This window comes from Alienimonas californiensis (genome assembly GCF_007743815.1).
Taxonomy (GTDB): Bacteria; Planctomycetota; Planctomycetia; order Planctomycetales; family Planctomycetaceae; genus Alienimonas; species Alienimonas californiensis.
The window spans coordinates 2,224,103-2,246,079 of record NZ_CP036265.1 but is presented as its reverse complement, the minus strand read 5'-3'; the positions used below and the strand labels follow the sequence as shown (position 1 = coordinate 2,246,079).

19 protein-coding genes and 1 pseudogene are annotated in these 21,977 nt (G+C 70.7%); 4 read left to right on the top strand and 16 right to left on the bottom strand.

Going from position 1 to position 21,977, the window contains the following annotated elements; translation table 11 throughout:
- The first annotated feature begins 230 nt into the window (after nucleotides 1-230).
- The 3 genes from CA12_RS08780 to CA12_RS08770 all read left to right on the top strand — a co-directional run bounded on the left by CA12_RS08780 (nucleotide 231) and on the right by CA12_RS08770 (nucleotide 5,920).
- The gene (locus CA12_RS08780; RefSeq protein WP_145358593.1) at nucleotides 231-1,763 is read left to right on the top strand and encodes a glycosyltransferase family 4 protein; all 1,533 of its coding nucleotides are present in this window, start codon (nucleotides 231-233) and stop codon (nucleotides 1,761-1,763) included.
- Between the two features lie 677 nt (nucleotides 1,764-2,440).
- Nucleotides 2,441-4,762 (top strand): SLBB domain-containing protein, encoded by a 2,322-nt coding sequence (locus tag CA12_RS08775; protein WP_165700639.1) that lies wholly within the window; start codon nucleotides 2,441-2,443, stop codon nucleotides 4,760-4,762.
- A 78-nt stretch (nucleotides 4,763-4,840) separates the two neighbouring features.
- Nucleotides 4,841-5,920: a disk-shape morphogenesis protein volactin gene (locus CA12_RS08770; protein ID WP_145358591.1), complete on the top strand. Its 1,080-nt coding sequence runs from the start codon at nucleotides 4,841-4,843 to the stop codon at nucleotides 5,918-5,920.
- A 103-nt stretch (nucleotides 5,921-6,023) separates the two neighbouring features.
- Here CA12_RS08770 and CA12_RS08765 read toward each other — a convergent pair whose 3' ends face one another.
- The 9 genes and pseudogenes from CA12_RS08765 to CA12_RS08730 form a co-directional block, all read right to left on the bottom strand.
- The gene (locus CA12_RS08765; protein ID WP_145358590.1) at nucleotides 6,024-7,490 is read right to left on the bottom strand and encodes a HEAT repeat domain-containing protein; all 1,467 of its coding nucleotides are present in this window, start codon (nucleotides 7,488-7,490) and stop codon (nucleotides 6,024-6,026) included.
- A 49-nt stretch (nucleotides 7,491-7,539) separates the two neighbouring features.
- A complete protein-coding gene (locus tag CA12_RS08760; RefSeq protein WP_145358589.1) occupies nucleotides 7,540-8,808 on the bottom strand; it encodes a PQQ-binding-like beta-propeller repeat protein in 1,269 nt (422 codons plus the stop codon).
- Nucleotides 8,809-8,898: 90 nt separating this feature from the next.
- Nucleotides 8,899-9,888 carry a thioredoxin family protein gene (locus CA12_RS08755; protein ID WP_145358588.1) on the bottom strand — a complete coding sequence of 330 codons (990 nt, stop codon included), beginning with the start codon at nucleotides 9,886-9,888 and terminating at the stop codon, nucleotides 8,899-8,901.
- Nucleotides 9,889-10,084: 196 nt separating this feature from the next.
- On the bottom strand, nucleotides 10,085-10,591 hold the full coding sequence (locus tag CA12_RS08750) for a hypothetical protein (RefSeq protein ID WP_145358587.1): 507 nt from the start codon (nucleotides 10,589-10,591) through the stop codon (nucleotides 10,085-10,087).
- Between the two features lie 176 nt (nucleotides 10,592-10,767).
- Nucleotides 10,768-11,565, bottom strand: coding sequence for an ImmA/IrrE family metallo-endopeptidase (locus tag CA12_RS08745; protein WP_242688166.1), 798 nt, complete (start codon nucleotides 11,563-11,565; stop codon nucleotides 10,768-10,770).
- 219 nt (nucleotides 11,566-11,784) lie between these two features.
- Nucleotides 11,785-11,847 (bottom strand): annotated as a pseudogene (locus CA12_RS23210) (hypothetical protein); the annotation flags it as partial.
- A 285-nt stretch (nucleotides 11,848-12,132) separates the two neighbouring features.
- On the bottom strand, nucleotides 12,133-13,926 hold the full coding sequence (locus CA12_RS08740; RefSeq protein WP_145358585.1) for an aspartate kinase: 1,794 nt from the start codon (nucleotides 13,924-13,926) through the stop codon (nucleotides 12,133-12,135).
- A gap of 69 nt (nucleotides 13,927-13,995) precedes the next feature.
- Nucleotides 13,996-14,256: a hypothetical protein gene (locus CA12_RS08735; RefSeq protein ID WP_145358584.1), complete on the bottom strand. Its 261-nt coding sequence runs from the start codon at nucleotides 14,254-14,256 to the stop codon at nucleotides 13,996-13,998.
- 128 nt (nucleotides 14,257-14,384) lie between these two features.
- Nucleotides 14,385-14,789 carry a hypothetical protein gene (locus CA12_RS08730; RefSeq protein ID WP_145358583.1) on the bottom strand — a complete coding sequence of 135 codons (405 nt, stop codon included), beginning with the start codon at nucleotides 14,787-14,789 and terminating at the stop codon, nucleotides 14,385-14,387.
- Nucleotides 14,790-14,882: 93 nt separating this feature from the next.
- On the opposite strand from CA12_RS08730, the gene CA12_RS08725 reads away from it, so the two are divergent.
- Nucleotides 14,883-16,298, top strand: coding sequence for a right-handed parallel beta-helix repeat-containing protein (locus CA12_RS08725; protein WP_145358582.1), 1,416 nt, complete (start codon nucleotides 14,883-14,885; stop codon nucleotides 16,296-16,298).
- 97 nt (nucleotides 16,299-16,395) lie between these two features.
- On the opposite strand, the gene CA12_RS08720 is transcribed toward CA12_RS08725, so the two are convergent.
- The 7 genes from CA12_RS08720 to rpsL form a co-directional block, all read right to left on the bottom strand.
- Nucleotides 16,396-16,800, bottom strand: coding sequence for a hypothetical protein (locus tag CA12_RS08720; protein ID WP_145358581.1), 405 nt, complete (start codon nucleotides 16,798-16,800; stop codon nucleotides 16,396-16,398).
- Between the two features lie 17 nt (nucleotides 16,801-16,817).
- The gene (locus tag CA12_RS08715) at nucleotides 16,818-17,177 is read right to left on the bottom strand and encodes a hypothetical protein (protein ID WP_145358580.1); all 360 of its coding nucleotides are present in this window, start codon (nucleotides 17,175-17,177) and stop codon (nucleotides 16,818-16,820) included.
- Entirely contained in the window at nucleotides 17,174-17,890 is a 717-nt protein-coding gene (locus CA12_RS08710; RefSeq protein WP_145358579.1) for a Uma2 family endonuclease, read from the bottom strand. The genes CA12_RS08715 and CA12_RS08710 overlap by 4 nt, the downstream gene beginning before the upstream one ends.
- Nucleotides 17,891-18,040: 150 nt before the next feature.
- Nucleotides 18,041-18,583 (bottom strand): hypothetical protein, encoded by a 543-nt coding sequence (locus CA12_RS08705; RefSeq protein ID WP_145358578.1) that lies wholly within the window; start codon nucleotides 18,581-18,583, stop codon nucleotides 18,041-18,043.
- A gap of 121 nt (nucleotides 18,584-18,704) precedes the next feature.
- Complete coding sequence (gene fusA / locus CA12_RS08700; protein ID WP_145358577.1) at nucleotides 18,705-20,801, bottom strand: elongation factor G; 2,097 nt, start codon at nucleotides 20,799-20,801, stop codon at nucleotides 18,705-18,707.
- 125 nt (nucleotides 20,802-20,926) lie between these two features.
- Nucleotides 20,927-21,436 carry a 30S ribosomal protein S7 gene (gene rpsG, locus CA12_RS08695; protein WP_145358576.1) on the bottom strand — a complete coding sequence of 170 codons (510 nt, stop codon included), beginning with the start codon at nucleotides 21,434-21,436 and terminating at the stop codon, nucleotides 20,927-20,929.
- Between the two features lie 95 nt (nucleotides 21,437-21,531).
- Nucleotides 21,532-21,903 (bottom strand): 30S ribosomal protein S12, encoded by a 372-nt coding sequence (gene rpsL, locus CA12_RS08690; RefSeq protein ID WP_145358575.1) that lies wholly within the window; start codon nucleotides 21,901-21,903, stop codon nucleotides 21,532-21,534.
- Nucleotides 21,904-21,977: the final 74 nt, after the last annotated feature.

The window sequence follows — 21,977 nt, the reverse complement described above, 5'->3', positions numbered from 1 at the left end:
TTCAGTATCGACTCGAGAGTCGACGCCGACCAAAGGGTCGGCCGCGACAACTGCCCCACCCCCGCCCGTCGCGGTCGGCCCGTTCTTCCGAAGCCCGCTCCGCTCCCGCGGGGCGGGCTTCTTGCGTTACAGTCCCTCCCATTCCGTCCCGCTGCACGGTTCCCGCCCCGCCGGCCCCGCGCCCGATTCGCCGTTCCTCAAACCCGCCCCGGACTGCTACGTCCTTGAGCATGTGGAACGCCCGTCGCCTGCAGTTTGACCTTGCCGCCCGGCCGACCGTCGCCGCCGGGCCCCCGCGGGCGCTGTTTCTCAACCGCTCCTACCGCCCGGACGCGGAAGCCACCGGCCAACTGCTGACGGAACTCACCGAAGACCTCGCCGCCGGCGAGGTCGGGGACGGCCAGAACGGGGAAGACGGCAACGACGCCCTGCCCGGCCGCCTCGGCGGGTGGCGGGTGCACGTGATCTGCGGGCGGCCGAACTCCAACCCGGAAGGCCTGCCGGCGAAGAGCGGCACGACGCTGTGGCGCGGCGTGACGGTCCAACGCGTCTGGCACACCCGCTGGGCCGGCGGGGCGAAACGCTCGCTGGTTCTCCGGTCGGTCGATTACTGCTCCTTCCTGTTCGCGGCGCTGCTGCGGGGGGCGCTGGTCCGCCGGGTAGACGTAGTCGTCGCGGAGACCGATCCCTTCCCGCTGGCGGTGGTGGGGCGATTACTCGCCTGGCGGCACCGGGCCCGGTTCGTCGTGCACGCCCAGGACGTCCACCCGGAGTTGGGCGTGGCCCTGGGCGTGCTGAACGACGGCCCGGCGGTCCGTGCGGTGCGGGCCCTGATGCACGCCGCCGTGCGGACCGCGGACGCGGTCGTCACGCTGTCGACGGACATGCGCCGCACCTTCCAACGGATGGGCGTGCCGGCCGACCGCATCGCCGTGCTGCCCAACTGGGCCGACGCCGACGCCGTCCGGCCGGTGCGGTCCGGCAACCGCTTCCGGGAGCGGCACGGCCTCGGCGAACCGGGCGAACCGGGGGCGAAGTTCGTGGTGATGCACTCCGGCAATATGGGCCGCACGCAGCGCCTCGAAGACGTGCTGGCGGCGGCGGCCCGGCTGTCGGACGACCCCCGCATCCTGTTCCTGCTGGTCGGCGGCGGGGCCGCGGAGGCCGGCCTCAAGGCGGGGGCGCAGCGGTTGGGGCTCACGAACCTGCGGTTCCTGCCCTATCAGCCGAAGTCGGAACTGAGTGAAAGCCTCTCCGCGGCGGACCTGCACCTGGTCTGCACGGACGCCCGCGTGATCCCCTACCTGATGCCCAGCAAGCTGTACGGCGTGCTGGCCGCCGGGGCGCCGGCGCTGTGCGTGGCCCCGGCCGACAGCGAACTCGCCGCGACCGTCACCGGCGATCTGCCGGACGATCCCCGGGCCGAACCCTGCGGCTGGACCTGCGAACCGGACGACGTGACGGCGCTGACCGAAACGATCGCCGCCGCCGCCGCCCTGTCCGCCGAGGAACTCCGCGACCTCGGCGACGCCGGCCGGCAGTTGGCGGAGGGGCGCTTCAGCCGAGCGGCGGTCACGCCGCGGTTCGCCGCGGTCCTGCGGGCGGTGACGGAGGGAACCTCCCCCGCCCAGGCCGCCCGCCCGGTTCCGTCTTCGCTCCCGGACACCCTGCCGCTGTGCGACGCGGACGAGGACGTTCAGGACGACGCGGAGGCGTGCGACCTCCACGAAGCCGAAACCCTCCCCGCCCGCCAGGCCGCCTGAGCAGTTCGGGCCGCCGAATCCGTGCTCCCCTCGCCCCCGTTGGGGGGAGAGGGGTCGGGGGTGAGGGGAGGTTGATCCCCGCACGCCGTTCACGGTTCGATCGCTCGTCCGTCAGCCAGTCCGTCCCCCCAGAGAGCGAGGACGGGCGAACCGTGCGTCACCCTCACCCCCGGCCCCTCTCCCTCGAGGGAGAGGGGGGAAGAGTGCGGCGAACGTCACTCCGGCTTGGCTGATCCGTCCTCCCCTCGCCCCCTTTTGGGGGGGAGGGGTCGGGGGTGAGGGGGCGGTGGCGCCCGAGCGTCGTTCTCAGGCTGGCCCGCAGAATTGGCAGCCCGGGCGCACGCCGAGGCCGGGTGAGCCTGCCATGTCGTCCCGCCTCGGCTCGCGCCTCGAGCTGCCATTCCCGAACGCGGCCGCGGGGGGACCGTGCGCGCCCCTCGCCCCCGCTTCCTCAAGGGAAGGGAGGAACAACGACCCCGGAGCGGGCGCGCGAAAAAATCGCTGCCAACGCTCCGCGTCCGACAGTTCGGGTCATGCGGGCTGTGACGGCCGGCCGATGGGGGAGACGGGATGATTTCCCATGTCGGCGCGGGTGGACCGGGCCGGGGGGATCGTTCATCGCCGGGCGGATCGTCCGGCTCACGCACCCTCCTGCACGGACCGGGCCGACGATGAACTTGGGACGCCGCTCCGCCGCCCGCGGACAGTTCTCCGGACGTTGCACGCCTGCCGTCGGTCCGTTCCGCCGCGCCGTGCGGGCGGTGGCGACCCCCGCCGCGTTGCTCGCCGCCGCGGGGGCCGCGGACTTCGCCCCCGCCCAGTTGGTCGCCGACAGCCCCAACCAGCCGGCGGCCACCGAGACGGCCAAACGCGGCGGGTTCTTCGGCCTGTTCGCCGACAGCCCCCGCACGCCGGAGGCCCAGTCCCCCGTTCAATCCCCGACGCCGCAGACCGCGACCCCGACCGGCGGCGGGCCGCTCTCCGCCTTTGGCCTCCAGTCGGACGGCCTCCCGCAACAGACCGCCCCGCAGGGCTACGCCCCGCAGGCTGGGTACGCCCCGCAACAGGGCTACGCCGGTGCGCCGACGCTCACGCCGCAGCAGGCGGCGCTGCTCCGTGAACAGGCCTACCGTCAGCAACTCGCCGCGGCCCGGCAATCGGTCGCCCAGGATCTCGCCGCCGCCCGGGGGAGCCAGCGGGTTTCCCAGGTGAAGCACGACGAGTCCGTCGCCGCGGCCCCGGCCCGGATCAGCGTGCTCGGCGCCGTGACGCAGCCGCGGACCTACGAGTTCACCCACACCCCCCCGACGCTCTCCGCCCTGCTGGAGCGGGCCGGCGGGCTGATGGGCAACGCGAACCGGACCGTGCGGCTGATCCGCGAGGGGCAGCAGGCCGGCGCCGTGCAATTCAACCCCGGCATGCACCTGCCGCTGGCCGACGGCGACGTGATCGTCTGCGACCCGATCCCGGGCACCGGCCCGCGGGAGCGGCGCCGGTCCTACGTGGCGCTGGTCGGCCTGACCGATCGGCCGGTGCTGCTCAAGCTGGACGAGGCGGACGCCAACGTGCCCGCGGTGCTGAACAGCCTGAACCTGCCGCCGGAGTCGATCGCGGCGGTGGGCGTGGCTCCCCCGGCCGCGGCGGCCGGACAGCCTCCCGGCGGCCCGCTGCCGGACGGCACGATCCTGATCTTCGGCGCCGGCTCCGTCACGCCGGCCCAGTGGCGCTCCTTCCGCGAGGTGCCCTTCGGCGACCTGGTGGTCGAGGAGGAGCCGGAACCCGTCGCCCTGGCCGATTCGTTCGCCCCGGTCCCGTCCGCCGCCGAGCCCCGGCGGCAGGCGTCGAGCCTGAACGCCGCCGCCCGCCCGGTCTCCCAGCCGGCGACCCCCGGCCGGATCTCCCCCCGCCGCGGCGCCCTCGGCGTCGGCGGGGACGCCGACGGCGGCGACTCGCTCGTGACCCCGCCGCTCTCGCTGCCAAGCCCCGGGCCCGGCTCCGACGTGGTGACCGACCTGCCCGCCCCCCGTGCGGCGACCCGCGATTCGGCGTCCCGTGATTCCGTGTCCGGCCTGCCGGCGTTGAGCCTCGCCGCCCCGGAAGGCCTCGCCGCCCCGTCCCATCGCGTCCCCGGCACGCTGGTGGGCGAGGGCGAGACGGTCGTGGACGTCACGCACCTGTACGGCGGCAGTTCGAACGAGGTGGCCCTGCTGCCGGCGCCCGGCGATTCGCCCTTCTACGACGACGAGTTCCCGGGCGCCGAAGCCGCCCTCGCCGACAACGGCTCCCACCTGCAGCCGCTGGACGACCTGCCGGCGATCCCCGGTCTGAGCGCCCCGACGCCGGGCGCCCCGGCGCCGGGAACCCGGGGCGTGGACCCCCGGCGGGTGGCGTCGATGCCCGCGGCGCCGGGGCGGTACACGGACGCCGTGCCGGCCTCCCCGCGGACGGCCGCCCCCGCGCTCGCCGCCCCGCAGCCGCTGGCCGCCCCGCAACCGATCTCCGGCGGCGCCGCCAAGCCGATTCCCGTCGAACCGCCCGTCCCGGCGCCCGCCGCGAAGGCCGACGCACACGCCTCCAAGAAGGCCGGCGCCAGCTTCCCCTGGCTGCCCGTCGGCGCCGGGCTGGGCGGGCTGCTGGGCGCCGCCGTGGCGCTGCTGATCACCAAGCGGCGGAACGCGGCGGAAGCGTTCGCCCCGACGCAGACCGCCGCGCCCGCCGCCCGGTCGGACCGTCGGACCGAGCCGGCGGCGACGCCCGCCCCGGCCGCGTCGCGGTCGACCGTGCTGGAAGACCTGATCGCCGATCGTCTGCCGATGACGGAGGAGCCGCTCCGCCTGCCGGAGTCCATCGCCCTGCACGGCCGCAGCGCCGGGATGACCAAGTTGCGGGTGCAGGCCGCCGAGAGCGGCCCGACGGGCCCGCGGTACGCCGACGCCCCCCGCGGGCGGTCGGCCGCCCCGGCCGGCCGCGACCGCCGGCCGGATTCCTACGCGGCCTGAGCCGCCCGGTTCTCGCCGCGGCCTGCCGTCGTTCGCCCCCAGTTTTGACCGTCCCACCCCGTCCCGGGTTCTTTTCCGATGTCCACCACGACCCGGCCCGCTGCGACCCGGCCCTGCCTGACGGTTCTGGACCTGGGCGTTCACCGCTTTCGGTCGTTGCGTCGCAGCGGCGGCCGCACGATCGGCCGCAGTTGCCGGGCCGCCTACGGCGTGTTGCCGGACAGCCCGGCCCGGCGGCGGTTGCTCGAACAGGTGGGCCTGAACTTCGCCACCACCCGGGCGGCGGAGGGCGAGGAGAGCGAACTGCTGCTGTTCGGCGACGCCGCCGACGAGTACGCCAAGCTGTTCGGCACCCCGCCGCTGGCCCTGCTGCCGGACGGGAAGGTCCCGACCGACGACCCGCCGGCCCGGCAGATCGTCGCGGCCCTGATCGATTCCCTGCTGCCGGACCCCGTCTCCGACGAGGAACCGGTGAAGGTGATCTTCCCCGGCGGCGAGGCGGATCGGGAGTTCCTGTCCCGGGTGATCCGGCTGCGGGGCTACGAGCCGCAGGCGGTCGACCCCGCCGAGGCGTTCGCCGCCGCCACGATGCCCGCCACGGGCTTCCGCGGTCTGGCCCTGATCTGCGGGGCGGACCGCTGGGAACTGGCCGCGGTGCTGGGCGGCAAGGTCGTCGCCCGCTGCGTCGCCGAGGGCGGCACGACCGCCCTGGACCGCCGCCGGGCCGAGGACCGGGTCGAAGTCGTCTACGAGCGGGACGGGGAGAAGTATCTCGACGTGGACGCCTGCCGGCGGACGCGGGAGACGTTCGCCGGCACGCTGCTGGCCCCGCAGGGCGAGGAGGAGCGCGCCATCGCCGAGCTGCACGCCGCCGCCCTGGGCGAACTGTTCGCCGAAGCCGCCCGGCGGTTCTCCGGGGAGCCGTCGCTGCGCCACATCCACAAATCCCTGCCGGTCTTCTGCGGCGGCGGCGGCGGCCGGATCGCCGGCTTCGCGGAACTGGTCGAGCGCGAACTGGCCGACGCCCAGTTCCCCCTCCCGCTCGGCCCGGTCACGGCGGTGAAGGCGGACGACTACCTGACCGCCCGCGGCGCCCTGATCCTCGCGGAGTTGGACAACGCCGCCCCCGTCGACGCCCCCCTCGCCGCCGCCGCGTAGAAAAGGTGAGCGGCGGGGCGTCAGCCCCCCGTGCGTGCGGAACCTGGCGAGAACACGGGGGGCTGCCGCCCCCTCGCTCGCCGGGGCGAGTGGGCGTCGCCGCTCACGGCGAGGCGGGCGACTCGTCCGGTTCCGGCTCCTTGAGGGCCTGCGCGCGGTGGGACTCCTCAAGCCACACCAGCTTCTCCCGGGTCTCTTCGCCGACCTTCTCCTTCTGCAACGCCGCGTAGACGTCCGCCATGCGACCGAAGTCCTTGCGGTCCCACCAGTAATCCGCCAACGCGTCGAACGCCGCGACCCGGTAGATCGACTGCGGATATTGGTCGAGGAACCGCTCCAACGGGGCGGGGTCCGGCAGGTCGAGCACGGTCCGCGGCGGGTTCAGGGCCTTCTCCGCCGCGTCGAACGCCGCCCGCTCCGGGCGCTCCGCGGCGGTCGGCGGGCGGACGGCGAACCGGGCGGTCGCCTCGACGACGAAGGTCTGATAGCCCGCGGACGACTTGACCGGGTTGTGAACGTTCTCCTCCCAGAACGCCTCCCACCAGTCCGAGGCGAGGTGGTAGCGGGCTTCGAGCAGGTATTCGCCGGGCTCCAGGTCGAGGAGGGGCCCCGCGTGAGAGAAGAGCACGTTCGTCGATCGGGCGACCGCCTCCCCGGGGGCGAGCATCGTTTCCGGGGCGATCTCACCCGTCCTCCCGCCGCCCCACCCGGGGCTGAGCACGGGGACGAGGCCGCCGCCGTCCGGCTCGGGTCCGTCCTCCGGCTCGGCAATGCGGTACAGGTGGAGGGTGACGACCATGGGCCGCTCCCGCGGCTCCTTCACGACGATCTGCCGACGGCTGCGGTTGGTGAGCGAGGAGGTGACGAGGATCGGCTCCAAGGGGCGATAGACCGGCTGATCGAGGGCAATCTTGAGTTCGAGATCCGAACTCGTCACGTCCGTCGGGCCGGGCGGGCGGTCCAGCAGGCGGTCGCCGTTCTCGATCGCCTGCCGGACGACCAGCCAGCGGGACCACTCCCGCAGGCCGCGTTTCAGCCCTTCCGGGTCCTGCCCGTCGAGGATCCCTGCGAACACCCCGGTGAGGTTCGACAGCGTCTCCGCGAGCGTCTCGTGCACGACGCCGTGGAGCGTGGCGTTCTCGCTGCCCGGCTCCTCAACCGCGACGTATTCGCCGTAGGTCAGCAGGAAGGGTACGGCGTCCGCATCGCCCATCCGGCCCAGCGCCCGCAGCGCCCGGATCTGCACGTCCTCGTGCGGGTGCACGACGGCGGCTTGCAGGCACCAGACGGCCTTCTCTGTCTCCAGCGCCTCCACCGCGGCGAACCAGTCGACGTTGCGGCCGCCGCGGGCGTCGAGCCGGGCGAACGCCGCTCGGATCGGCTCCCGCTGTAACTCCCCGGCGATCTGTCGGCGCAGCGCCGTCGACAGCGACGGCAGCGCCGGGAAGACGGACTCCGGCCGCTCCGGGGTCGTGGCGGCGGCGATCAGGTCGGCCGGCGAAGGCTCCGCGGTCGTCGGCTCCTGAAGGCAGGCGACGGCGAGAACCGCGAACGGGACGAGTGCGTTCATCGTGGGAGCCGCTGGGGGGAGAGCGACCCCGAGCCTACCGTTCCGCGGCTCACTCCGCCGGGAACGACAGCCGGCGGAGAGTGTCGAGGTCCTTCACCAGCAGACCGCCGGGCAGGGGGGCGGCGGGGGCCCAGGCGTCGCCGGGGGCGACGCGGTGGGTGGCGAGGATTTCCGTCTCCGCCCCGCGAGCGGCGAGGACCAGCAGCGTGCCGTCGTCCTTCAACACCAGCACGCGGCCGGGCTCCCCCGTCTCGCCCGGCAGGGAGAGCAGCGTGCCGTTGTCGCCCTCGCGGCCGCGGGTCGACCACAGCAGCTTGCCGGTCGCCGGGTCCATCGCGAACAGTTGCCCGCTACGGAGGTGCGAGAAGCCGTACAGCAGGCCGCCGGAGATCACCCCGGTGCTCATGTCGAGGGCGGCGGCGTCGGTGCGCCAGAGTTCTTTCACCGACCAGCCATCGCCAGTCTTGGTCGGCCGCAGGGCCCGGACGCCGCGGTTTTCGGCCCCGACGAGGACCGTGCCGTCGTGGATCGTGGGCGTGGGCATGTTCTGATCGCCGCCGAGGTGCGGCAGCGGGCTGCGCCACAGTTCGGCGCCGGTGGCGGCGTCCACGCCGAGCACCGCCTCATGCGTCCAGACGACCACCTGCCGCACGCCGTCCAGTTCCGTGACGACCGGCGAGGAATAGCTCGCCCCGTCGCCGACGAGTTCCCACAGCGTCTCACCGGTGCGGGCGTCGAAGGCGGTGAGGGCGCCGGCCTCGTCGCTGCCGAGATGGACGATCACCGCCCCGTGCGGGCCGGTCTGCGGGTCGAAGGCCGGGGAGCCGGCGGCGCCCCAGTGCGGGCGGCCGGGGGCGAAGCGGTCGGCGGCGTCGCGGCTCCAGAGGGGTTCGCCGCTCTCCGCGTCCCAGGCCCGCAGCGTGCCGGTGATGCCGTGGGTGTAGACCCGCCCGTCGGCCAGCAGCGGCGAAGCCTTCGGCCCGGCCCCGTGCCGTTCCCCGCCGGCCACGGCGGCGAAAGGCACCGCCCACGCCTGCCGCCAGACGGTCTCCCCGGTCGCCGCGTCGAGCTTCCACAACACCTCCTCGCCCCCCTGCCGGGCGTGCAGGAAGACCCGCTCCCCGGCGACCAGCGGCGAGCCGTACCCGGTTCCCACTTCAACCCGCCACAACTCCGTCGGCGCCGTCGACCAGTCCGCCGGCTGGGCGAACCCGGCTGCCCGCCCGTCCCGGTCCGGCCCCAGCCACCCGGGCCAGTCGGCGGGCGCGTCGGCAGGAGCGGCGACGAACAACGGGGCGAGCAGAAGCGCGGCGAGCATCGAACCGGGGGCGGGCTGGGGGAAGCGCGGACGGTGCAGGGTAGGGGCGAAGCCCCGCCCGGCGATGCCATCCGTCGGCCGGCGCCCGTCTCACTCCCGGCCCGCGGCGACCTCCGCCCGCCGTCGCAGGTCGTCCAAGCCGTCGGCGGCCCGACGGGCGGCCTCCGTCTTGGGGTGGGCGGCGATCAGGGCCTCCCGCTTCGCCACGGCGTCGGCCCACTGCCGGGCCTCCTCCGCCGCTTGCGCCTCGGTCCACAGTCCGGCGCGGGTGAAGTAGGCGGCGGGGGAGTTCGGGCCCGGGGTCTTCTCCTCGTACTCCAGCTCGGCGATGCGGTCGGTGATGCGGGCGTGCTCGGCGGCCAGCGGTTCGAAGTCCCGGGCCAGTTCGTGCAGCGCCAGCGCCGCGTCGAGCCGTTTCTCGGCCGGGGCGGCGGGGTCCTCGAGCGTCTCCGCGGCCGCCGTCAGTTCCTGCTCGGCCTCGGACGCCAACTCTTCCGCGGCGTCGACGAACTGGGCGACGGGGGCGGCGAAGCTGAGCGTCGCGGAGTAGTCGGCGACCATCTTCACGTAGGCGGCCCGGTCCCGCCGCGCCAGCCGATTCATCGACCGCACGTCCCGGTTGAGCTGGGCGAGGTCCTTCCCGAGGTAGACCTTGCCGTTGCCGTCCAGGTAGCGGCTGAGGAACTTATCGAGGTCCGACGGCTTGCCGGAGCCGGCGTACATCGAGGTCCCGTCCGCCCGCACGACGTAGACCTTCGGCACGCCGCCCCCGTCGTTCGGGAACTGCTGGTCCCAGGCCGGCCAGGAGGGCGTCTGGTCGGTGTCCATCAGGAGGACGACGAAGTTCTCGGCGACCTTGGCGGCGGGGGTCGCGGAGGTCAGTTCGTCTTTAATCTGGCGGCAGTAGACGCACCCAGTATGCCCGGCGACGGCGAGGATCGGCTGCCCGGTCGCGGCGGAGGCCGTCATCGCCGCCTGTGCGTTCGTGGTCGGCCGCACCTGAGCGAACGCCGACGGGGCCGCCAGCGGAAAGGCCGCACAGAGGGCGACGGCAAATAAAAGACAGGCGAGGCGGGACATCACGGCTCGTTGGACAGGGGCGGAGGACGCTCACCGTAAAGCGAGCCGCCCGCCCCGTCGATCGCCGCCGGCCGGCGCCGGACGGGATGATCCAGAGAGGGATCGAACAGCGCCCATTGCGACTGGTTCTGGGGCATCCGGTCGGTCGGCTGACGCCTTCCTCCTTACTGCCCCAGCCATCCAGCTTCCTACGGTTTCAGGCAACCTGATCCATATCGCCGAACGCCGTATCTTCGCCGTCGGCTGCGATGCCAGGCCCGGTCGGACCGTGCAAGCGTGGGAGCAGGCCATCCTTCCGGAGGGAGATTAAAGCATCGACCAACTCGGTTCCGGGCACGAGCTTCCGGCTCTGACGAGCGAAGTGCTCCCGCAGTTCCTCTCGCAGATCTGGCTCGAACATAAAGCGGCAGCAGGAGACGTCCTCCCGCACAGCCATCTCATGCGCGACGTTAATCAGAGTGATGATGTCTTCGGCAGTCAGTACTGGCCGCGGCCCACGGTGAAGAACCCGGTCGCCCAGCCGAACCCAGCGACCGGTTTTCCGCTGGACGATCATGTAGTGCAGGAGTTCATCCGAGGAAACTTGTTGGTCCCCCTCAAACTCGCAGCCCGCGTTGAAGTCGCGGGTTATTGCCGCCAAGGCTTCGACATTCCGGCTGAGCTGATCGGTGCTCCGCCGTTTATGCCAGTACAGGTGGACCAAGTACGCCTTCTGATCCGGCGTCAATCGGATCGTTCGCTTGTTGCCTCGCGGCATCTTGCTACCCTTTCGGTGTGGAGTGTGGGTCTCGGAGTGGTGGCGTAGCTGCCAGGCGGAGCCACCCTCCGGGATCCGCACTGAGATCCCGGATCTAGTCTGTACGACGGCAGTGCCCGTCATCACCTATCCGGCTGTGAGCGGAAGGGGATCACCCCGGACCGCTCCTCATCACCTTCTAGATAATCTTCTTCCGAGCCTGTTGGCGGCCCGCCGAAACCGGAACGACGCATAGCGCGGTCCAGTCGTATTTGCAGTTGTTCCCGCGGAATGCCAGCAGCGTGTTCTATCTGCTCCCAGTCCCAGCCACTTTCATGGAGGAGAACCTCTATGTGGGACTCCAATTCATCCGCTCGCTCCCAGCGGACGTTGCCAGGCTCGTCCCGCCGCCAACCGCGACGGGCCATGTCCTTCCAAAGTCGTGCGGCTAACGTCTCTGAGATCTCACCTGCCTCTCTAGCGCGGTAGATCATTGCAGACACGCTGATGCCAAATTCTTCCTTTGTCTTGACCAGCTTGAGGAACGACCGCCCTCGAAATGCTTCCACTAATCGCTCGTGCGGAAGGATGAGGTGCGAGCCAAAGTCGAACGCGCGGTCTTCAGTCGGTCCCTCCTCTGACGGGACGCGACCGTCATCGCAGTCCCCAAAGACAATGTGACCCACCTCGTGCGCGCATGTAAGCCGCACACGGTCTGCAGGTCGGTCCAGCGCTACGAACATGAACGGGTGCCCATTTACGACGCCCGCTGCCCCATCAATACCGAGGCTCGTCTCCAATTCAACTGAGCTGATGCCTGCATCCGCCAGCACGGCCACTAAGTTGTAGATTGGTCCCGTTCCCAACCCCAGCAGTTCACGGACTTTCGTGGCCGCGACAGCCGGTGTGGTATCGTCGTCGAACCGGATCTCGTCAGCCAATGGCCCTGCACTTGGCTTGACGCCCAGTACCTTCCGCAGTCGCAATAATGCGTTCGCGGCGAGACCCGCGTCCCGGCGAAAGGCTGCGTCGTCTGCCTTACGCACCTTGCTTTTAAACTTCCGGTGCCGCAAGCCTAAGACTTCTGCACGCTCTTCGGTGAACCACTGGGGATGTACGTTGTAGAGCGTCGCTAACGCCCCGAGTTGGCGAAGCGATGGCAGGGCTCCACCCCTCTCCCATTTTGAGATAGTAGGGTGGGTCACCGCCAATTCTGGCGGCATGCGTTCGGCCGCAGCTCTCATGGATAATCCGGCCGCAGTTCTCGCCTCCCGCATTCGCGCGGGAAGTTGTGTTGCCAGTCGCTTGGGGTTGTCTGGGTGCATGAGTGATTTTGGCGGGGGGACCGGCTGAGCCGGTTTCCAAAATCATAGTCGTCATCCAGTCGCGTTACCAGTACCTTCTTCGAAAAAGCGGCGGGCAGAACTTGCAGGGCGACCGTTGCCCCGAATCTTGTCGATTGACCGAACGGTGAGAGGCACCAATCCCTCACCGGCAGAAGAAGAACTTCACCCGATCCCGAACGCCCCGCGCACCGCCTCCACGGCGCGTTCGCCCTCGTTGGCGGCGACGACGACGCTGACGCGCATCTCGCTGGTGCCGATTAATTGGACGTTCACCTTCGCCTCGGCCAGGGCGGCGAACAGCTTCAGGCCCACGCCGGTGTGGCTCCGCAGGCCCACGCCGGTGACGCTTAATTTGGCCACGTGCGGGTCGATCTGCACCGCGCCCTCGCCCCAGCGGACCGCGGGGGCGGCGGCCAGTTCCGCGGCGTAGTTCGCCTCGGACTCCGGCACGGTGAAACTGATCGCCGCGTGGCCGGCGTGCGAGACGTTCTGCACGATCATATCGACCGTCGCCCCGGTGCTCGGGTCGTCCTCCGGGCCGCCGGCGACCGCCTCGAACAGGTCCGCCAGCACGCCGGGGCGGTCGGGGACCGGGCGGACGCTCAGGCGGGCCTGGTGGGCGTCCAGCGAGACGTCGGCCACGACGATATCCTCCATCCCCTGCAGCCCTTCCACGACGGTGCGGACCCGCTGCTCCTGCGGGGAGAGCGGGTGGTCGTCGCGGTGGGCGGCGTCGGCGTCGGCGGCCTGATCCAGCTCGAAGGCGGCGTGGACGGCCCGGATCGCCTCGTTCGCCCGGTCGCGGGCGATCAGGCAGGAGACCTTAATTTCGCTGGTGGTGACCAGTTCCACGTTGCAGCCGATGTCCGCCAGCGTGCGGAACATCTTCGCCGCCACGCCCGGCCGGTCCGGCATGCCGGCACCCACGGCGCTGATCTTGGCGAGGTCCGTGCCGACGGTCACCTCCGCCCCGTCCAAGGCGTCCACCGCGGCCTTCGCCGCCGCGAGGGCCCCGGCGAGGTCCTCCTGCGGCACGGTGAAGGAGACCTCCGCAATGCCCTGCACGGAGAGGTCCTGCACGACCATGTCCAGCGGGATCGCCCGGTCCGCCATGCGGCGGAAGATTTCCGCCATCACCCCCGGCCGGTCCGGCAGGCCGGCGAGCGTCACCCGGGCGGCGTCGCGGACCAGCGCCAGCCCCGTCACCGGGCGGGCCGGGGCGCCGGCCCGGGCGATGAGGGTGCCGGGTTCGTCGCTCAGACTGCTGCGGACCTCGATCGGCACGCCGTATTTCCCGGCGAACTCGATGCTGCGGGAGTGCATCACCCCGGCGCCGAGGCTGGCTAATTCCAGCATCTCGTCATAGCCGATCCGGCTCAGCTTGCGGGCGGCCGGCTCGATGCGGGGGTCCACGGTGAACACGCCGGGGACGTCCGTATAAATCTCGCAGCGCTCCGCCCCCAGCACCGCGGCGAGGGCGGCGGCGGTCAGGTCCGAGCCGCCGCGGCCCAGCGTGGTGATGTCGCCGGAATCGGAGACCCCCTGGAACCCCGCGGCGACGACGATGCGGCCGGCGTCCAGGTGCTCCCGCAGGCGGTCGGTTTTGATGGCCCGGATGCGGGCCTTGCCGTAGGTGTCGTCGGTGGAGATGCCGATCTGCCCGCCGGTGAGGCTGACGGCCTCGGCGCCGGCTTCGCGGAGGGCCATCGCCATCAGGGCGACGGACTCCTGCTCGCCGGTGGCCAGCAGCATGTCCATTTCGCGGGCGGGCGGTTCGATGTCGAACTCGCCGGCCAGGGAGACCAGTTCGTCTGTCTTCTTGCCGCGGGCGGAGACGACCATCACCACCTGGGCGCCCTCCTGCTGGGCGGCGACGGCGCGGGCGGCGGCGCGGCGAATGCGGGAGGTGTCGCCGACGGAGGTCCCGCCGAACTTTTGCACGATGATCCGGGGCATGCGGGGAGGATACCGCCCCGGCAGCCGATCGTCAGGGAGACGGGACGTTCCTCCCGCCGGCGACGGTCGTCATCCCGCCATCGCGGAGACATAGGTCGCCACCGCGGCCGATCCCAGCAAGAACCCGGCGACGAACCGCCGCCATGCCGGCGACGACGACTCCCCCCGGCGTCTCTCCAACCACCGCCCGAACGCATCGGCCGCCAGCCCGATCGCCCAAGCCGGGATCATGAGGAGAAGGGCGACGACCGGTGCGGCGGCCAGGGCAGCAAACTGGTCGCGCCCCGGATCGCGGATCTGCCAAAGGGCCGACCAGAGGAGGGCGGCCATCACCGGTGCCGCCAGCCCACACCAACTGCCGTAGAAGGCTGACTCCGTCGCGACCACGAACGTCGGCGGTTTCGGCGTCGGGTCCGAGGGGGCCGATGATCGGTTCGATGGCGGTTCGGACATCCTCGTCACCAGTTCGCCAGCGTCGCGCCGACCGCGGCGAGGGCGATCACGGTCAGCACGCCGGCCGCGAAGCCGCCGACGAACTGCGACCGCCACCGCGGCCAGCGCTCGCCGCGGCGGCGTTCGACCCAATGCACGGCCCGGCTGCCGATCCCCCCGACCAGCACGCCGACGATCAGCGAGCCGGACCCGGCGCAGACCAGTGCGAGGAAGAACTCCGGCCCGACTCCCACGCCGTTCACGATCGCCGTCGCCGCCGCCAGCACGGCGACCGGCCCGAACACCCCCGCCCAGCCGCCGAGCCCCGCGGCGTTCGCCGGGCCGAGGAACGTGTGCCAGAACCAGCCCCGGAACCCGCCCGGCGCCCGCGGGGCCTCGTCCGGCAGCGGGGGGAAGTCGTCGTCCCTCATGGCCCCCAGCCTACCGATCGGCCCCCGGCGATGGTTGTCGCTCCGCGGACCTGCCGACAGGCTGAGCGCGTTCGCCCCCGCTCGGAACGTGCCGTGATCGCCCTGCCGTCGTTCGTTCGTCCGCTGCTCGTCGTCGGGCTGTTGCCGCTCGGGCTCTCCGCCGCCCCGGCACCGGCGCCGGTCGCCGCGGAGATCGTCGGCGACGGCGTCGCGGACGACACAGCCGCGTTGCAGGCCCTGATCGACGCCGGCGGCGCCGTCACCCTGCCGGCCGGGCCGCTGCGGATCACCGCCCCGCTGGTGGTCGATCTGACGAAGAGCGGCCGCACCTCCGTCAGCGGGGCCGGCGTCGCCCGCCTCGTGATGGCCGGCCCCGGGCCGGCCATCCGCGTCGTCGGTTCCCACGACGGCACCGCCGACCCGGCCAGCGTGAAGGATCAGGTCTGGGCGAACGAAAACGCCCCGATGCTGGACGGGTTCGAGATCGTCGGCGTCCACCCGCAGGCCGACGGCGTGGAGGCCGAGGGGACGATGCAGCTGACCCTCACCCGGCTGGTCGTCCGCCAGGCCCGGCACGCGGTGCGTCTGACCGGCCGCAACCGCAACGTGACGCTGTCGGACTGTCACCTCTACGAGAACGCCGGCGTGGGGGTGTTTCTGGACGGGGTGAACCTGCACCAGATCGGGCTGTCGAACTGCCACGTCAGCTACAACTTCGGCGGCGGAGTCGTCCTGCGGGACAGCGAGGTGCGCAACCTGCAGATCGCCGGCTGCGACATCGAGGGCAACACCGGCCCGGCCGGGGACCGCGGGGCACCGGCGAACGTCTGGCTGGACAGCACGAACCGCAGCGTGGCGGAGGTGGCGATCGTCGGCTGCACCATCCAGCACGGGCACGACGCGCCGGACTCCGCCAACATCCGCATCGGGGGGCAGGCCGAACCGCGGCCCTACGACGAGGGCGAACGGCGGGTGGGGAACGTGCTGATCGCCGACAACGTTCTCTCCGACGTGCGGGTGAACGTGGAACTGAAGGGCGTCCGGGCCGCGACCGTCACGGGCAACACGCTGTGGCAGGGGTACGCCGCCAACCTCGTCGCCGAAGACTGCACACGGTTGGTCATCGCGAACAACGTGCTGGACCGCAGCCCCCGCTACAACTACAGCGACGCGGCCGAGGCGACGCTCGGCGTGCGGTTGGAACGCTGCACGGACGGCGCCGTCACCGGCAACCTCAGCAGCGGCGAGGTGAAGGGCGAAGCGGCGTTCATCTTCCGCGACTGCGACCGGATCAACGTCGCCGGCAACACGATCACCGACTACGGCGCCGCCGGCCTGCTGCTGGACGGCGTGACGAACAGCCTGATCACCGGCAACCTGATCCGCGACGACCGCCCCGACGCCGCCGGCGAACCGATCAGGACGGCCAACCTGCGGGGCGTGACCTTCACCGGCAACCTCCTCGGCGACGAGGCGAACGAAGGCGAGCGGGGGGCGCCCGCCCCCTGAGCGATCGAACGGCGACCCCGGCTCGTCGCGGAGCCTTCCCGCAGGCGCCACGTTCAATACCAGCCCGATGCGCAAGCATCGGCCGTCGGCGCAGCCGTCAGACGGAACGACGCACCGCCGGGTTGCGGCCGGCCCGCAGTTCTGCGGCCAGCACGACCGCGGCGTACAGGCCGAACGAGACGTTGAACGGGGCGAGCAGGTACTTTAGGCCGCGTTCGTAGTCCGCCGCCAGCGCCGTGCTGCCGGTCAGCCGGTAGCCCCAGTAGGCGACGTTGACCGCCGCCGAGATCGTCACCAACGCCCCGCCGACAAAGTTCGCCGGCCCGAACTGGGCTCCCAGCGCCCGCAGCGCCGCGACGTACCCGATCACCGCCGCCCCGGCGCAGAACACGGCCAGAATGCCGATGAAGTTCTCCAGGCACCCGACCGTCTCCCCCGCAGCCAGCACGTCGTCCTCCGGCCAATCGTGTGCAGGCCCGTCGTCGGAGGCGTCGGCGGACATGGCGGGGCGGGGAGCGATCAGAGCGTGACGAGCCAGAAGCCCAGCGCCACGGTGGGGCCGATCGCCGCCAGCCAACCGGCCAGCCAAGCGGCGGCGAACGCCCCGCGGCCCGGCGACCAGCGGCCACCGCGGAGGGCTCGTACACGTTCTTCCGCCAGTGCCGCGAGCAGGCCCAGCGGGAAGGTCGCCGTCGCCGCCAAGGCCCCGGCGACTAACAAACAGAGGACGCCCAACAGCCCCGGCGCCGAGAACCCCTCGGCAGCCCAAGCGAACGCCAGCGGCCCGCACATGCCGGTCGTCACCCCGACGACCCACCCCGTCAACGCCGCGCTCGCCCGCCGATCCCTGGACGGCGGCGGGGCGGCGTCCCAACTCACGCCGGGAAGACCCGCTTGTAGATCTCCGCCAGCGGCAGCGTCGCCGCGGGAGCGGTCAGCGTGACGGTCGCGGCCAGGTCGGCAATTCGCTCCACCGCCCACGCCGCCGGTTCGTCGTTCATCGCTCCGCCCGCGGCCCGGCGGTGATGCAGCACGTTCGGTTCGTCCTGCGCGACGACGAGATAGTCCGTCACGCTGGGGATCGAGAGGTAATCGCCCGGCTTGTCCCGCAGATCGACCGCCTCCGTTCCCTCCGACAACACTTCGATGCAGACCGAGGGGTTGAGCAGCACGAATTCGCGGTCCCGCGGGTGATCGGCGTAGCGGGCCGGTAGGCGGGTGAGGACCACGTCGGGGAAGCGGTGTCGGCCGGTGAGACAGCCGACCTCGGCGTCTTGGGTGAACACCTCCCAAACATCCCGGTCGACCGCCCCCAGCAGGAGGGCGATCAAGTTCGTGACGAGCGTGCTGTGTTGGCGATTCGCCATGGCGTAGCTGCCGTCGGGGTTGAAGCCGAAGCGGGGCCGGACGTGGCCCAGCGGTTCGCCGTCGCGGGTTTCGCCGGTCACGCCGAGCCATTCGACCCGCGTGCCGGGGCAGGCGTCGGCGGCTTCGAACTCCGCCCGGGTCATCAACAACCGCGGCTCCGCCGGCCGGGCCGGCTCGGTCTCGGCGCTCTCGGCGGCGGGCGACGGGGCAAGGGCGGCGGACATCGGGCGGGCTCCTTACAGGCGACGCGTCGCGAGAAGTGTACTGCACCGCCCGCCACTACGAGACGCGAGGTGAGAGAGGCTGCCGCGACAAACTTACACGAGGGGGTGGCCCGGCAGGCCTTATTCCAACGTCGGCCCTGCAACCGCTACCTAGTTCGCAGCGGAAGGATTGTACGACAACTCCCGCCTTTCATTCAGTCGCACTGCCGCCAACAAGTCTTCAGAAAGGCGCGAGAACGCGTCTTCAGCTATAGGAAGACCAGATCCGAACCAACGGAGAAAAATCTGCCGAAGTGCTGCCGGCCAGTCCGATTCGGGCCTTGTTTTGGTCATGTAAATCACGTCCTCAACTTCTAGGTCGTACTCGTCTGTGCCAGCAGGTGGCACCATCCCGACAAGATCGTGCACTGCGAGTATTCGGCTGATGTCAGCAAATAGAACTCCATAAGTAAAAGCGTCGTGCTCCGCAGGCGTTTCGACCGTTTGCTCGACCACCGGCGGCGGGTCTTGGGTAAGCCGTCCTTCCGCGATGTCGGCGATAAGTTTTCGCTTATATATTGCGAGTTCTGACGGCAACAGCCCTTTGGATTGGCTGGTGCGGGAGTCGTACTCATCGTGATGGTCGAGGCACAGCGGCACGAGATTAGCTTCCGCGTTGTTCGACCGGTCTCTATCGATGTGGGCGATCTGCACCCTCCGTCGGTCTGTATTTCCTTCAAGGTAAACGCAGAGACAACATCTCCGGCGTGTAGCCATAAGGAGGTTGGAAATCACCTTCTCGCTTACGGTCTTGCGTTTGAGGTCACTCATATGTCTACCCCAGCATCTCCTCCAACACCTCCGGCGGGGCGGCGTCGTATTTGAGCAGTTCCATCGAATAGCTCGCCCGGCCCTGGGAGAGGCTGCGGACCTGCGTGCTATAGCCGAACATTTTTGCCAAGGCCACTTCGGCGTCGACGACCGTGAGATCCCCCCGCGGTTCGCTGCCGGTGATGATCGCGCGACGGCTTTGCAGGTCCGCCTGGATGTTGCCGAGGAACTCGCCGGGGGTGACCACCTCCAGCTTCATCTTCGGTTCCAGCAGCACGCAGTCGCCCTCGTCCAGGCAGTCCCGCACCGCCCGGGCGCTCGCCGCGGAGAGGGCCGTCTCGCTGGTCGTGCCGGGAATATAATCGACCCCGGTGACCGTCAACTTCACGCCGCTGAGCGGGTAGCCCACCACGCCGCCGCCGCGGGCCTCGTCCAGGGCGGCCTGTTTGACGATCGCCAGCGTCGCCTTCGGAAAATCGTGCGGCAGGGTGTGGACGAACGCGATCGGCTCGGCGGCGGCGTCCTCCAGTTCCATCCGTTCCAGCGTGACCGTCACCTCGGCGTGGTCGACGGCGCCCTCGGCCAGCGCGCGGTCGAACTCCCCGCGGCCGGCGATCGGCGGGCCGGCCTTCACCGTCTCCCGATAACTCACCCGCGGTTTGTGCACGCGAATCTTCAGATTGAAGTCGCGTTCCATGCGGTTCTTGATGACCTCCAGGTGCAACTCGCCCATGCCGGAGACGATCGTCTGGCCGGTCTCCGGATTGATGCGGGCGTCGAAGGTCGGGTCCTGCCGGGAGAGGCGGACCATCGTTTCCTCCAGCTTTTTACGGTCGGCGCTGCTTTCCGGCTCGACCGCCATGCTGATTACGGTCTCCGGGAACCGGATCGACTCCAGCACGATTGGCTGGGCCTGATCGCACAGGGTGTCGCCGGTGACGGCCTCCTTCGGGCCGAACAGGCCGACGATGTCGCCGGGGCCGACCTCGTCCACCTTCGTGCGACTGTCCGCCTGCATCCGCCAGATCTGGTTGACCAGCTCCTTCTTGCCGGTGCGCGGATTTAACAGGCGGGAGCCGGTCTTGAGCGTGCCGCTGTAGACCCGCACGAAATACAGGTCGCCGTGCTTGTCGGCGACGATCTTGAAGGCCAGGGCGGCGAGCGGTTCGGACGGGTCCGGCTTGCGGACCTGCTTTTCGTCGGCCTTTTTGGGGTTGGGGTGCGTCCCGGTGACGGCGCCGCGGTCCAGCGGCGAGGGCAGATAATCGACCACCCCGTCCAGCAACGGCTGCACGCCCACGCGGTGCAGGCTGGACCCGCAGAAGACCGGCTGGAGCTTGCCCTCCAACGTCGCCGCCCGCAGACCGGCGCGGAGGTCGGCCTCGGGGAGGGTGTCGGTTTCGAGAAAGGTCTCCGTGAGGGCGTCGCTGGTGGTGGCGACGGCTTCCAATAACTTGCCCCGCCACTCGGCGGCGAGGTCGGCGTATTGCTCCGGGATCGGCCCGCGTTTGACCTGCTCGCCGAGGTCCCCCTCGAAGGTGACGGCCTCCTGCGTGACAAGGTCGATGATCCCCTCCAACTGCTGCGGGCCCGGCATCATCGGGGCCGTGACCGCCACGGGGACGCCGTGCAGACGGGTCTCGATCTGCCCCAGCACCGACTCCCAGTCCGCCCCGATGCGGTCCAGCTTATTAATGAAGCAGATGCGGGGGACGTCGTATTGATCCGCCTGCCGCCAGACGGTTTCGCTCTGGGCCTCCACGCCCTCCACGGCGCTGAACACGACCGCGGCGCCGTCCAACACCCGCAGGCTCCGCTGCACCTCGGCGGTGAAATCGACGTGCCCCGGGGTGTCGATAATATTCACCGTGTGCCCCTGCCAGAAGCAGGTCACCGCGGCGGAATAGATCGTGATGCCGCGCTGGGACTCCTCCGGGTCGAAGTCCGTCTCGGTGGTGCCGTCGTCCACCTCGCCCATTTTGTGGGTGGACTCGGTGTAGAAGAGAACCCGCTCCGTGGTGGTCGTCTTGCCGGCGTCGATGTGGGCGACGATCCCGATATTCCGCAGGCGGGACAGGTCGGCTGGGTCGGGGTCGGCCATGGGTGGGTTGCTCTAACGCGGAGGCCCGGCCGGGCCTCCGCGTTACGGGGTGCGGAGGGAACGAAAACAGCCGCGGCGGGCGGGGACCCGACGCGGCTGCGAGTGTCGCGGGTTCGAAGCCCGACTCAATAGGCGAAGTGGGCGAACGCCTTGTTGGCGTCGGCCATCTTGTGAATATTCTCCCGCTTGGTCATCGCGACGCCTTCCCGCTTATAGGCGGCCATGAGCTCGTCGGAGAGGCTCAGGTGCGTCGGGCGGCCCTTCTTGGACCGGACGGACTCGAGCAGCCAGCGGATGGCGAGGGTCTGCTGCCGCTTGGGGCTGACGGGGGTCGGCACCTGATAGGTGGCGCCGCCGACCCGCTTGCTGCGGACCTCGATGGCCGGCTTGATGTTCTCCACGGCCTTGTGGAAGACGTCGATCGGGGAGAGTTCCTTCCCCTCGGCGTCCTCGGCGGTGGGCTCGGTGCGGGGCATCCGCTCCTGGATGCGGTCGAGGGCGTCGTAGAACACCTGAAAGGCGGTGCTCTTCTTGCCGTCGTACATCAGGCAGTTGACGAACTTCGACGCCAGCAGCGAGTTGTACCGCGGGTCCGGCTTCAGCTGCTTACGGGAGGCGGTGTAGGACTTGGACATTCAGGGGGGCGGATGTGGGATGTCGGAGTTGGGATGTGACGGGCCTGACGGATCGCGGCGTGTTCCACCCGCCATCCGACCTCCCCGATCCCACATTACTTGGGCCGCTTGGCGCCGTAGCGGCTGCGGGCCTGCTGACGGCCGTTCACCCCGAGGGTGTCCAGCACGCCGCGGACGATCTTGTAACGGACGCCCGGCAGGTCGCGGACCCGGCCGCCGCGGACCAGCACGATGCTGTGCTCCTGCAGGTTGTGGCCTTCGCCCGGGATGTAGGCGGTGCACTCCTTGCCGTTGGACAGCCGCACGCGGGCCACCTTTCGCAGCGCGGAGTTCGGCTTCTTGGGCGTGACCGTCTTGACGTTCAGGCAGACCCCCCGCTTCATCGGGGACCCCTCCAACAGGGGGGTTTTGTTCTTGGACTTCTGAACTTTCCGCGGCTTGCGGACGAGTTGGTTGATCGTGGGCATAGCGTTTTGATCCGCGAGGGCCGGCGGCCGTCGATGAAATCCGTGTGCGGTCCGCCGGACAGCGGGTCGGGGAG